This window comes from Faecalimonas nexilis (assembly GCF_059731825.1).
Genome location: NZ_AP029189.1, coordinates 324,713 through 337,869, shown reverse-complemented (window position 1 = coordinate 337,869; position 13,157 = coordinate 324,713). Strand labels below are relative to the sequence as shown.

Genomic DNA, 13,157 nt, shown 5'->3' with positions numbered 1-13,157 from the left:
AAGTTTGATTTTTTATGATAGTAATTTGTTTTTTTTAGAATTACAATTACTGCTGCTGTCGCACATAGCAACCAAATTGCAATGTTTATTTTTCAGATTGACCATAATAGGCATTCGCCCCATGTTTTCTATAGTAATGTTTATCCTGAAGTTCTTGCGGAGCCGGCGTGTTTTGTGAATTCAACATCTCACACCTAGCCGCCATTTTTGCTACCTCTTCCAGCACCACTGCATTGTGGACAGCTTCGTTTGCACTTTTCCCCCAAGTAAATGGTCCATGATTCTTGCAAAGTACTGCTGGGGTCGCCACATAATCAATCTTCATTCGCTCAAACTCATCTGCGATTAAAACTCCTGTATTTTTCTCATAGGCCTCTGCAATCTCTTCTTCTGTCAAATTTCTCACACACGGAACTTCACCATATAGATAATCAGCGTGAGTTGTTCCGTAACATGGAATACCGCGCCCTGCCTGTGCCCAGCTCGTTGCCCATGAAGAATGTGTATGAACAATCCCGCCAATATCAGGAAATCGATTATACAGTACAACATGTGTTGCCGTGTCCGAAGAAGGGTTGTATCTTCCTTCTACTCTATTTCCATCTAAATCAACAACCACCATATCTTCCGGTGTCAGCAAATCATACTCTACTCCACTCGGTTTAATGACAAACAACCCTTTTTCTCTATCAATTCCACTGACATTGCCCCAGGTAAATGTTACTAATCCGTATTTCGGAAGCAGCATATTTGCCTCATATACTTCTTTTTTCAATTGTTCTAACATCATGCCTTCCTCCTCATACTAAATTTTTTAATGCAGACTGCTCAATAGCAATTCCATTTTTATATCTTTCAATGAAGCGCTCAAATCCTTCCACATCTTTTGCGTCCGGTTCCATGCTGACTCCTGCATTTCCTGAAAATACCTTTTTGCTAAGATAATCCCCAAGACTTTCTTGTTCTTCCTTCTGAATCATATAAGCAGCAAGCAATGCCATTCCCCATGGACCTCCTTCTCCCGCAGTCTCCATGACCGATACTGGAGCATTGATAGCCGCCGCAAGAATTTTCTGTCCTACTCCTTTGGTCTTAAAAAGTCCTCCATGTCCTAAAATTGTATCTATTTCAACATGTTCCTCTTTCATCATAATATCCATACCAATTTTTAATGCACTAAGTGATGTAAATAAATGTACTCTCATAAAGTTTGACAAATTAAAATTGCTCTTTGGCGAACGCACAAATAACGGTCTTCCCTCTGCCACTCCAGTGATATTTTCTCCTGAAAGATATCCGTAGGAGAGCAGACCGCCACAATCGTCATCTCCCTCCAAGGCTTTCCGATACAATGTCCCAAACAGACTGTCCATATCTACTTTTATGCCAAAACTTTCTGCAAATTCTCGAAAGAGTCCCACCCATGCATTCAAGTCTGATGTACAGTTATTTGCATGAACCATTCCGACAAGACTGCCATCCGGTGTTGTCACAAGATCAATCTCCGGATACACCCTTTCCAGCTCTTTTTCTAATACAACCATTCCAAAAACAGATGTTCCCGCAGATACATTTCCTGTTCTTTTTCGCACACTGTTTGTCGCTACCATTCCGGTTCCGGCATCACCCTCTGGTGGACAAAGCAAAATACCTGATTCCAAATTTCCACTTATATCCAGAAGCCTCGCACCTTCCTGTGTCAACATCCCAGCTCGTTCTCCAGACTGTAACACTTTTGGTAAAATCTCTTCTATTTTCCAGGAAAATCCTTCTCCTTCCACAAGTGTATCAAACTTCTGAATCATTCTCTCATCATAATTTTTCGTATTTGGATCAATTGGAAACATTCCTGATGCATCTCCTACGCCAAGTACTTTCTGCCCGGTTAATTTCCAGTGAATATATCCTGAAAGTGTTGTAAAAAATGCCACTTTTTTCACATGTTCTTCTTTATTTAAAATTGCCTGATACAAGTGTGCAATGCTCCATCTTTGCGGAATATTATATTGGAATAATTCTGTCAACGCTTCTGCCGCCTGCTCTGTGATTCCATTTCTCCATGTTCTAAACGGCACAAGCAAATTTCCTTCCTGATCAAATGCCATATAACCGTGCATCATTGCACTAAAACCGATCGCCCCAAGCTGTTTAATCGTTACATTGTATTTTTCCTTGACATCCGCTGCCATTTTTGCATAACTTTCACGAAGCCCCGTCCAGATATCCTCCAAAGTATAAGTCCAAATTCCATTATCTAAACGATTCTCCCACGCGTAATCCCCAGATGCGATTGGCACATGTTCCTCATCAATCAAAACTGCTTTAATTCTCGTCGAACCAAATTCTATTCCAAGCACTGCCTTTCCACTTTCAATTGTCTCTTTTACATTGCCCATCTATTTTCCCTCCAAACAAATATCATTTCCGATACACAGCACTATTCCATAACAGTTCATTTTTAAACTGGCGAATCCTTGTATCCTGATCAATATAGACTGCCTCAATTCCCATTGCTGCTGCCCAATCTCCCATCTGTTCCGCTGTCAAATCATAAGAAAATGCCGTATGATGTGCACCTCCAGCCAAAATCCATGCCTCTGTTCCTGTCTGCAGATTTGGACGCGGTGTCCAAAATGCAGTTGCGACCGGAAGTTTCGGCATTGGCTTTTCTACTTTTTTACAGTCCACATCATTGATAATCAAGCGGAAACGGTCACCAAGATCAATCAATGATGTTGCAATTGCCGGACCTGTCTTTGCGGTAAACACAAGTCTTGCAGGATCTTCTCTGTCTCCCATAGAAAGAGGCTGCTCTTTTATACAAATCTTTCCATCTGCAATTGTTGGACAAACTTCAAGCATATGTGACTGCAAAATTCCTTCTTTTCCAGGTACTAAATTGTAAGTATAATCTTCCATAAAAGAAGTTCCTTTTGTTTCTTTCATTCCTTCTGTCATAATCTTCATAACACGTACCATTGCCGCTGTCTTCCAATCCCCTTCTGCGCCAAAGCCATAGCCTTTTTCCATCAAACGCTGAATTGCAAGTCCCGGAAGTTGTTTTAATCCACCCAAATCCCCGAAATGAGTCACAATAGCATGGTAATTCTTTTCTTCCAGAAAACGTTCAAACCCAATCTCAATTCCTGCCTGTACTGCCACATGATTACGAAATTCTTTCTCGCTGCGCCCCTCTAAAAGAATTTCGTATTTGTCATAATATTCTTCTACAAGTGTATCAATATCTCCTTTTGAAACACTGTCGACCATCTCTGTGATCTCGTTTACCGGATAAGCATCTACTTCCCAGCCAAATTTTATCTGTGCTTCAACCTTATCTCCTTCTGTCACTGCAACATTTCGCATATTGTCTGCAATACGCATCACACGGATATGACTACTTTCAATGACACCTACTGCTGTTCTCATCCATGAACCAATTCTCTTTTGCACATCTTCATCTGCCCAATATCCCATTACGACTTTTCGTTCCATTCCAAGGCGACTGAAGATATGTCCATACTCTCTGTCTCCATGCGCCGATTGATTTTCATTCATGAAATCCATGTCAATGCTATCATACGGAATCTCCTGATTAAACTGTGTATGCAGATGAAGCAATGGTTTTCTATATTCCTGTAGTCCTAAAATCCATGATTTTGCAGGTGAAAATGTGTGCATCCATGTAATGACCCCTGCACAATTTTCATCCATATTTGCATCATTAAATGTCTTCCGAATCAATTCATTTGTGATTAATGTCGGTTTCCACACTACCTCATATGGAAGATTTCCCGATTGATTTAAATTATCTACGATAATGCGTGAATGCTCTGCTACATGTTCCAGACATTCCTCTCCATACAGATCCTGTGACCCTGTGCAAAACCAAAATTGATATTTCTTTGTTTTTAGCATTATGTTTCCCTCCTAATATTTCGCAATTTTTTAATCTGACTATGTACAACAAGGGCTCCCCTGGCGGAAACCCTCGGAGTATACTATTTATTTTTTCTTACGTGCCATTACAATACTCTGGATCACAAGGAACAGGCAAAGCATTGCCGCAACGGTAATTCCTGTCCACCATGCCTCATCGAGACCAGCTGACGATACAATATTCTGAATCGTGCTAAGTGAAATCACACCAAAGAATGTACCTATAATATTTCCTACACCACCTGTCAGCATCGTTCCACCAATGATAGATGATGCAATTGCATTCATCTCCATACCAGTTGCATGGGACGGTGAGCCTGAACCTACATACAAAAAGTATACGAATCCACCGATTCCTGCGAGCACACTGCAAAGCAGATGTGAAAGGAATTTTGTTCTCTTTACATTAATTCCAAGCATCAACGCACTTTGTTTATTTCCACCGACTGCATAAAATGAACGGCCAAGTTTTGTCCATCTTAAAACACAGAACATTACTACTACAACAAGAATTGCAACGATTACACCAATCTCTACATAGGCATCTACGTATTTACCCAAACGATTCACAGAGCCAAAGCCAGGTACAATAATACGTGTATTTTTCAATGCTACAAATGATTCATTCTGCACATTGAATGGATCGTTATTGATGATTGTTGTCATACCTCTTGCGAAAAACATTCCTGCCAATGTAACAATAAATGGCTGGATATCAAGATACGCAACAAGAATTCCCTGTACAATTCCGAATGCAAGACCAATCGCAATTGCAATCGCCATCGCTCCAATGACATTTCCATCATGGTAATCCAAGTAAACCGCACAACTCATACTTACAAGCGCTGTCACACCACCCACAGAGATATCAATTCCCCCGGTAATCATAACAATGCTCATACCTACTGAAAGAATCAACAAAGCTGCATTTGCATTTAAAATATTAAAAAAAGTCTGTGGTTTTAAAAAGCCGCCTCCCTGAAAAAGAATTGCTCCGATATACATCAGGAAAAATACAACAACCGTAATCGAAAGCAGCATGTTTGTGTCGGTCATATTTCCTAATTTCCATTTACCTGCTGGTTTTGCTGCCATAGGTTTGCTCTTAACTGCTGCCATATTAACCGACCTCCTTTACTTCTGGTTTTGTTTTTATTTTTTTTCCAAGTACTTTGAACCACTCTCTTACTGTCGGTGCACTGCACACAACAAGTACGATAACAACAACTGCTTTATATGCCGGAAGAGCATCTGCCTGCACATTGAATTTATACAATGTTGTTGTAAGGAACTGAATTACATATGCGCCAAGAATAGATGCTGCCATATTAAACTTTCCGCCATTCAAAGCATTTCCGCCAAGGGCAACGGCTAAAATTGCATCCATCTCAATATCTTTGGCAATAACAGAATAGTTGATAGAAGATAAACGGCTTACTTTAATCAGCCCTGTCACCGCCACACATACGCCTAAGATTACAAATGATAAAAACTTGATAAATGTCGGATTCAAACCATTCAATCTAGATGAAAATTCGTTGATACCAACTGCCTGTGTATATAACTTCAAATTTGTAAATTTCATTGCCAGGGCAATGATAATCATACACAACACTGCAATGAAAAACGGTGTTGGAATTGGAATACCCGGTATAAATCCACCTATGTAACTAAATGTCTTATCACTTACGATTGGAAGTTCATTGTTGTTAATCCAAGCTGCGATAGAGCGCCCTGCCGTATATAGGATCAATGTCGCAACCATTGGTTGTATCTTAAAATGAGCAACCAGCACACCATTAAACGCCCCAAATAGCATTGCTACAAGACAACTGATTAAAAATGCTACAATAATCGGTGCCTGAAGTTCGTCAGGTCTTGAGTTTGTTCCACAAAGGACTCGAAGTACAACACTTCCTGATATTGCAATCGCTGCACCAACACTGATATCCTGTCCTCCGGAAGCCGCCGTGACAAGCGTCATACCAATTGCAAGAATTGCAAGTTCTGATCCGTAATCCAATATTGTTATAAGATATCCAGACAAAACCGGATCTCCCGCTGCATTATGTCCCAATGTTATTTTAAAGAAAGATGGATCTACAATCAGATTAAACAATGCCAAAATTACAAGGGCGGCAATCGGTATAAAAATCTGCTTTCTAAACAGTCCATTAAATCTATCCATAGCTTTTAAACTATTTCCTGTTTTTGTCTTCATCACTTTTCACCTCCTGCAATTGTATTCATGATCATGCTCTGTGAAAGCTCCTTATCTGAAAGTTCCCCTACCACTTTACGGTCGCGCATTACAATCAATCTGGAACATGTGCGGAGCATCTCATCTGTCTCTGAAGAAATAAATGTAACACTCATACCTTCAGAAGCAAGTTTTAATACCAGTTTCTGAATATCAATTTTAGTACCAATATCAATACCACGTGTAGGCTCATCCAAAATCAAATATTCGGGTTTCGTCAAAAGCCATCTTGCAAGAATTACTTTCTGCTGATTTCCACCTGACAATGATTTGATCGGCGTATCTGCAGACGCTGTCTTAATAGAAAGCAATTTAATATATTCTTCTGCAAATTTATTTGCCTCTGCCTTAGAAAATGGTCTAAAGAACCCTTTCATAACCTGAAGTGCAAGAATAATATTGTCTCTTACTGAAAGATCTCCAATAATACCATCTCTCTTACGGTCTTCCGGAAGATATGCAATTCCTTGTCTCATAGCATCGATTGGTTTTGTAATCTTTACAACTTTTCCATTTTTCTTAACTGTTCCACGAATCACTTTATCTGCACCGAAAATTGCTCGAACACATTCACTTCGTCCGGAACCGAGCAATCCTGTAAATCCATTTACCTCTCCCTTTTTGATATAGAAGTTAAACGGTTTGATTCCCGCATTGCTCTGAAGTCCTTCTGCCTCAAATACCGGAATATCTGTCTTTGCTTTGTACACAATGCTGTCGTCTTTAATTTCTGCAACATCATCAAGTTCTTTTCCAAGCATCTTCGATACCAGTTTGACTCGCGGAAGATCTTTAATCTCATATTCTCCAACAAGGGCTCCGTCTCGAAGAACCGTAATCTTATCACATACCTCATATACCTGATCCAAAAAATGTGTGACAAAAATAATTCCAACACCTCTTGATTTGAGGTCTTTCATTAGCTTGAATAATTTTTCTACTTCCTGATCATCCAGAGAAGATGTCGGTTCATCTAAAATTAAAACTTTACAGTCCATATCCACTGCACGTGCAATAGCTACCATCTGCTGTACTGCAATAGAGCAGCTGGATAGTTGTTGACTCGCTCTTGCCGGAATTCCAAGAGACTGTAAAATCTTATCCGCATCTTTGTTCATTTTCTTCCAGTTTTGGCAGACTTTATTTGTTCTTCCTATATACATATTCTCTGCCACAGAAAGATTCGGACAGAGCGTAATTTCCTGATATACAGTACTAATCCCGAATTTTTGCGCATCCTGCGGCGAACGAATGCTGACTGCCTGTGCCTGCCCCTTGATATAAACCTGTCCTTCATCTTTTCCATAAACACCAGTAAGAACCTTGATCAAAGTTGATTTTCCAGCGCCATTTTCACCCATTAATGCATGAATTTCACCTTCACATAGTGTAAAATCCACTCCCTTTAAAGCACGTACTCCGGGAAAGCTTTTGTGAATATTTCTCATTTCTAATACTGTGTTTTCTTTCACTGTTCTTTTCCCCCTTAATTTTTTCGCAAAAGGAGCGTGGTGCATGCGTACTATCACTGCGCCACGCTCCTTTTTTCAAACATTATTCGTTTCGAAATCTGAGTTTTAATTAGATGCCATATTGATCTACATCATCCTGAGTAATCGTTGTTGCATCAAATCCTTTTTCATCCATGATGATTGTCTTTTCTTCAATTTCTTCTCCTGCTTCCAATTTTTGAATAACTTCATCTATATAAGAAGCTTGGAATGGATTACACTGTCCATCATAATTCCAATTCTGTGCAAGTAGTTCTTCTAATGCCCATTTATTACAGTCGAATCCCATAACAACCACATCTTTTCCTACACCATGGGAAATATTTGCTTTGTCAAGAGCTGCCACTGCACCTTTTGCCATATCATCATTTTCTGCATAGATTACATTAAATTTTTCACCTGAATCTATTACTGACTGAACGATCTGCTGTGCCTTCTCTGCATTCCACTCTGCTGTCTGTTGTGTAACAAGTTTCCAGCCTTCTGATTTCACTGCTTCGTCAAGAGCTCCTGTACGTCCTTGTTGTGCTGCCGATCCCATGACACCTTGAATATGAATGATATTGTATTCCGAAAGTGCTTGATCTTTTAACCAATTTACTGCTGTCTCACCTTCTTTATCCATATCGGAAACGATGGATGCTGCATAAAGACTTTCGTCTGCATCAATTGTACGGTCAAACAAAATCACTTGAATTCCTTCTGCCTGTGCATCTTTTAATACGGAATCCCATCCTGCTGTATCTGCTGCTGAAATCAGCAAATAATCAACTCCATCCTGCACAAATTTTTTCGCCGCTGTAATCTGTTCATCATTTTTTAAACTATATGCAAACTGTGCATCATATCCGTTCTCTTCTGCGAATTTCGCTTTCAAATCTTTGTCGTTTGCGGTACGATATCCCGATTCATTTGGATCATTGTTGATAATTCCAACTTTAATTAAGTCAGAGCCACCTCCATTTGAATCTTCTCCTGTTGTTTTGTCCTTGTTTCCACAACCAATGAGCATTGATGCTGTCATAGCCGCGCATAATAAAACACTTACAATTTTTTTCTTCATGATAATTCCTCCCTGTACTATGTATTCCGGTCTCTCTTTTTTCTGTTCCGGTTGTTACATTTAATATACTGGAAGTCCTTTTATTTTAAAACCAACAATCTTCCGTAAAAAGTTCAATTATTTTTAATTTTTTTCAAAATGTTAATTTTTTTAAGGTAAATGTTCAATATTTTTTGCTGCTATAATAATTGTTGCCTCCGTCCCCTCATTTTCTGTACTTTCTATGTATAAACCATATGTTTCCCCATAATAATGTCGAATTCTTTGATTTACATTTGCCAGACCAAAACCTTTATTTTTTCTTTCATCCGGTCCTTTCTGAACATTTTCCCGAAGTGTGTTCAACTCTTCAGCAGACATACCTTTTCCGTTGTCAATAACTTGAAAAATAAGCTTTTCATCTTTTTGAAAACCTTTTACCCGAATCAGACTTTTCCCTCGTTTTTTCTTCACACCATGATAAAGCGCATTTTCTACAAGTGGCTGAAGCAATAACTTTGGAATCACAAATTTCTTCATTTCCTCTTCTATCTGAATCTCATAATCCATAATGTCCTGATATCGAAATTGCTGAATCTTAAGATAACTTATAATATGTGCCTCTTCCTCTCTGACAGTAATATAATCCCGTCCCTGACAAAGTGTTGTGCGGAAAAAATCTGAAAGTGAAGTTACCATGGCTACGGCTTCTTCATTTCGGTTGTCTTCTGCAAGCCACACAATTGTATCTAACGTATTGTAAAGAAAATGCGGATTGATTTGTTCCTGTAAAAGCTTAGTCTCCATCAAATGTAAATTTTTTTCTTTTTCTTTAATATCTACCACAAGATTGCCGATTTCTTTTGTCATATCATTAAAATTATCCATCAGCACTGCAATCTCATTAATACGGCTGTCCTGTCTCTGCACTGTAAAATCCCCGCCCGCAACTTTCTGTGTCCGTTCATACAATTTTTTAACCGGAACCATAACATTTCGAAGTGCTTTTCCGGTAAGAAAAAGTACCGCAATAATGACAGACATCACAATTACGAGGCAAAGCCAGTACACTTTTTGGTTGTGACGCTCCTGCTCAATACGGACTTCCTGCAAATTTGTTGTCTCTACATGGATGTACTCCTGAATCCCTTCCTGAATAACACTTGTAAGCATGTAAATATTTTCATCCAGATATACCATGTTTTCCTCATAATCTACAGAGCTTTGTATTCTTGCTTGAAGTGTTGAAATATTCTGTTTTAAAGATTCTAATGTGTTATGGATTCTTGTAATCTGGTTCCGATTAATGTCTACTGTAGCTAAGTCCGATAACGTCAAACACCGCTTTTCCATCTCTCCAATATATTCATATGGATTCACTGTGACGATTCCATTGACCGTCATTTCTCCGTCCCCCAGCTCTTCAAATGCCATCTTCCTCACAACTGCAAGATACATACTGTAATCCATTCGCTCCTTGAATTCCAGCGCCTCATTCGCATATGTAACACTGTACGTAATTTTTGAATACGCTGTTGTAGCGCCGGAGAGCGTATACAATGCATAAAAAAGAACAAGCAGCATTGGCACAAATGCCGTAACTGCAATTGTGATCAAGCTCGTATTCAAAGAGACCTTTTTCTTGTCTTTCATCTTTTATTCCTTTCCTCTCGCTCGGTACTCTTTGGGTGAGCATCCCTGCACTTTTTTAAATATATAACTAAAATAATGTGGATCTTTATATCCTACCTCATATCCAATCTCAGACGTTTTCATAGAGGAGCACATCAAAAATTCTTTTGCTTTTTCAATCCTTACTTCCGTCAAATACTCTACAAACGTTTTTCCTGCCTCTTTGCTAAAAATAGAACTAAAATAGCTTGGACTCATTCCCACACTGATCGCTACTGTATTAAGCGAAATTTCTTCCGTCATATAATGATTCTCTATCTCTTTTTTCGCCGCCGCAATGAGATCCGAATATCTTCTTCCACTCTCCGCATCTCGCAATTCTATTGCTTCATTCAATAAACGTACAACATATTTTTTAATCTCTGACAAAGAGTGTATTTTCTGCATCATCTTTTGCAGCTCTTCTGCCTCCTCCTGCAGTCTATTTGCCGAAGATATTCTTTCGCAAAATGACAAGATGACTATGCAGACATCTATCACAACATACTGCCGTACCATCGTCGATCGGATATTTTCCTCCTCTATCCTTGATATATAAGCATCAGAAAAGGCTTTCACTTCCTCGCGCGTTCCATTGCTCAGAAATTTCTGCAACATCTCTCTGGATTTTCCAATTTGTACTACACCTTGCATTTTCAATCCTTCTTCCATCTGACTTTTCTCAAACTCTTTTTGAGAAATAATCTGATTTGCCTCTTCTACAAATCTTGCCGCAAATGCCCTGTCTGCTTCTCGAAAGGACTGTTTCAAGCTCCGTATTCTCGGGACTGTGCTGCCGATTCCACCAAAATACTCCAATTGCGTATAATTCTTCATTGCCTGTTTCAGATTCTGATATAATATTTTTGCACTTTCTTCCATACTTTTTTCATCCTGTGCAGTCAAAAGAAACGCCCAGCCTTCTACACCTCTCTGAAATACATATACCCCCTCCATCATTGACGCTGCTTGTTCTACTGAACTGCAGGCATCTACCATCTGCTCTGCATACACGTGGTTTTCTAAATTAGCAAGAATTTTAAAAAGCACAATTTTGTAGCAGGAGGCTCCCAAATTCATACCAAACCGTTCTCCTGCTTCCAAAATCTCTCCCATAGATAAGTCTCCCATCAGCAGTTTCTCAAACAGCCTCATCTTATCCCGTTCTGTATTTTCCCGCATCTCCGCAAAATATGTCTCCAAAAGATTTTTTTCTTCATTTTCTTGCCGGATTGTCTCTGCCACTGCATTCAGCACCTCCGTAAGCTTGGCTGCCGAAATTGGTTTTAGCAAATACTCTGTCACACCAATCTTAATTGCTTTTTTTGCATACTCGAATTCATCATATCCGCTTAAAATCAAGATTTTAATATCCGGAAGTTCCTTTTTTACCAGACGGCTCAACTCTAAACCATCCATAAAGGGCATACGAATATCCGTAATCAAAATATCTGGTTTTTCTTTTAAGATCATAGGATATGCCAGTTCACCGTCACTTGCCTCACCCACAAATTCATATCCTTCCTGTTCCCAGTTGATACTTTTTTTGACTCCGCTGCGAATAATCACCTCATCTTCTACAAGAAATACCTTTATTTTCCTTATCATGCGAATACTCCCCCTTGTCTTCTAATAATCTCTCATTTCAATCAGTTCCTCTGTCACTGGCTGAACATCATATGTTTTCCCATCTACACACACGTCAGTAATAACGTTTCCATCCACAAAAATCTGCTCTGGTACAAATGCTTGTTTCTGGGGTGTTTTTCCGTCTTGTAATTGCTTAATAATTTTCTCCGCCTCTGGTCCCTGCATCGGATTACATTCCATATTGATCATGATATTTCCATTCATTGTATATCGAAGTCCTTTTTCTGTCGCATCAAAAGAAATCAACTTAATTCCGCCGCCATTTGAATATTTCTTTTTAATCGCCTCCAACGCCCCAAATGTCTCATTGTCATTTTCGCAATACACAAAATCAATATCATCATATTCGTTCAAAACGCGGTTCATTATCTCATAGGCTCCAGCTTCTGTATAATCTCCACTCTCCTGTGCAACTATGTTCCATCCGTATCGACTTGCCGCTTCTGTCAGCGCCTGCGTTCTTGCAATCTGAGCTGTCGCTCCAAGTGTCCCCTGAATATGTACAATATTGACTTTCTCCATCTCCTGTGCATCCACGTAAGCTTTCAATGCCGCACAGGCCTTTTCTCCTTGCATATAGAAGTCTGATCCAACCCATGCTGTATACAGACTGTCATCTTTTACATTCACCATACGGTCTATTACAATAACCGGAATTCTTGCTCGTTTCGCTTCTTCTAAGACCGTATCCCATCCGTCCTCCACCACTGGTGAAAAAATAATATAGTCTACATCCTGCTGAATAAAACTTCGAATCGCCATAATCTGATTTGACTGATCCTGTCTGGCATCCTCAAATATCAAATCATATCCCCGTTCCGGCGTAAATGTTTCCTTTATCGAAATGGAATTTGCAGTTCTCCAGTCTGACTCCGCTCCAACCTGTGAAAATCCAATTGTAATCAATTCTTTCTCATCTTTTATGTTCTCTTTTTTCCCTTGCGTAAAACATATTGTAAAAATCGCTATTACTGCCACACCAGCCATCATACCTGCAATATATCTCTTTTTCATATGCCTTTCCTCCCGGAACCTTATTTTTTTTATTTTATCATATCAAAAATTTTTCGGCGTTGATTTTTTT

At 39.3% G+C, this 13,157-nt stretch carries 10 protein-coding genes; all 10 read right to left on the bottom strand.

The window, feature by feature from the left end; genetic code table 11:
• Nucleotides 1-85: 85 nt before the first annotated feature.
• Nucleotides 86-787 (bottom strand): L-ribulose-5-phosphate 4-epimerase, encoded by a 702-nt coding sequence (locus tag AC6I5B_RS01550; RefSeq protein ID WP_022250188.1) that lies wholly within the window; start codon nt 785-787, stop codon nt 86-88.
• A 13-nt stretch (nt 788-800) separates the two neighbouring features.
• A complete protein-coding gene (locus AC6I5B_RS01545) occupies nt 801-2,396 on the bottom strand; it encodes a xylulokinase (RefSeq protein ID WP_004611758.1) in 1,596 nt (531 codons plus the stop codon).
• A gap of 22 nt (nt 2,397-2,418) precedes the next feature.
• Nucleotides 2,419-3,918, bottom strand: coding sequence for an L-arabinose isomerase (araA, locus tag AC6I5B_RS01540; RefSeq protein ID WP_004611757.1), 1,500 nt, complete (start codon nt 3,916-3,918; stop codon nt 2,419-2,421).
• Nucleotides 3,919-4,005: 87 nt separating this feature from the next.
• A complete protein-coding gene (locus AC6I5B_RS01535) occupies nt 4,006-5,034 on the bottom strand; it encodes an ABC transporter permease subunit (protein ID WP_118208541.1) in 1,029 nt (342 codons plus the stop codon).
• 25 nt (nt 5,035-5,059) lie between these two features.
• A complete protein-coding gene (locus AC6I5B_RS01530) occupies nt 5,060-6,160 on the bottom strand; it encodes an ABC transporter permease (protein ID WP_118208525.1) in 1,101 nt (366 codons plus the stop codon).
• Nucleotides 6,160-7,716 carry a sugar ABC transporter ATP-binding protein gene (locus AC6I5B_RS01525; RefSeq protein WP_004611753.1) on the bottom strand — a complete coding sequence of 519 codons (1,557 nt, stop codon included), beginning with the start codon at nt 7,714-7,716 and terminating at the stop codon, nt 6,160-6,162. The genes AC6I5B_RS01530 and AC6I5B_RS01525 overlap by 1 nt, the downstream gene beginning before the upstream one ends.
• Before the next feature lie 64 nt (nt 7,717-7,780).
• A complete protein-coding gene (locus AC6I5B_RS01520; RefSeq protein ID WP_004611752.1) occupies nt 7,781-8,773 on the bottom strand; it encodes an ABC transporter substrate-binding protein in 993 nt (330 codons plus the stop codon).
• 150 nt (nt 8,774-8,923) lie between these two features.
• Entirely contained in the window at nt 8,924-10,405 is a 1,482-nt protein-coding gene (locus AC6I5B_RS01515; protein ID WP_227038947.1) for a sensor histidine kinase, read from the bottom strand.
• A gap of 3 nt (nt 10,406-10,408) precedes the next feature.
• Nucleotides 10,409-12,031 (bottom strand): response regulator, encoded by a 1,623-nt coding sequence (locus tag AC6I5B_RS01510; protein WP_118208524.1) that lies wholly within the window; start codon nt 12,029-12,031, stop codon nt 10,409-10,411.
• Nucleotides 12,032-12,052: 21 nt separating this feature from the next.
• Entirely contained in the window at nt 12,053-13,087 is a 1,035-nt protein-coding gene (locus AC6I5B_RS01505; protein ID WP_004611748.1) for an ABC transporter substrate-binding protein, read from the bottom strand.
• Between the last annotated feature and the right edge of the window lie 70 nt (nt 13,088-13,157).

Bases quoted from the DNA above. Each gene is read 5' to 3' on its own strand.
- AC6I5B_RS01550 (WP_022250188.1), bottom strand. From the start codon at position 787: ATGTTAGAACAATTGAAAAAAGAAGTATATGAGGCAAATATGCTGCTT.
- AC6I5B_RS01545 (WP_004611758.1), bottom strand. From the start codon at position 2,396: ATGGGCAATGTAAAAGAGACAATTGAAAGTGGAAAGGCAGTGCTTGGA.
- araA (WP_004611757.1), bottom strand. From the start codon at position 3,918: ATGCTAAAAACAAAGAAATATCAATTTTGGTTTTGCACAGGGTCACAG.
- AC6I5B_RS01535 (WP_118208541.1), bottom strand. From the start codon at position 5,034: ATGGCAGCAAAACCAGCAGGTAAATGGAAATTAGGAAATATGACCGAC.
- AC6I5B_RS01530 (WP_118208525.1), bottom strand. From the start codon at position 6,160: ATGAAGACAAAAACAGGAAATAGTTTAAAAGCTATGGATAGATTTAAT.
- AC6I5B_RS01525 (WP_004611753.1), bottom strand. From the start codon at position 7,716: ATGCACCACGCTCCTTTTGCGAAAAAATTAAGGGGGAAAAGAACAGTG.
- AC6I5B_RS01520 (WP_004611752.1), bottom strand. From the start codon at position 8,773: ATGAAGAAAAAAATTGTAAGTGTTTTATTATGCGCGGCTATGACAGCA.
- AC6I5B_RS01515 (WP_227038947.1), bottom strand. From the start codon at position 10,405: ATGAAAGACAAGAAAAAGGTCTCTTTGAATACGAGCTTGATCACAATT.
- AC6I5B_RS01510 (WP_118208524.1), bottom strand. From the start codon at position 12,031: ATGATAAGGAAAATAAAGGTATTTCTTGTAGAAGATGAGGTGATTATT.
- AC6I5B_RS01505 (WP_004611748.1), bottom strand. From the start codon at position 13,087: ATGAAAAAGAGATATATTGCAGGTATGATGGCTGGTGTGGCAGTAATA.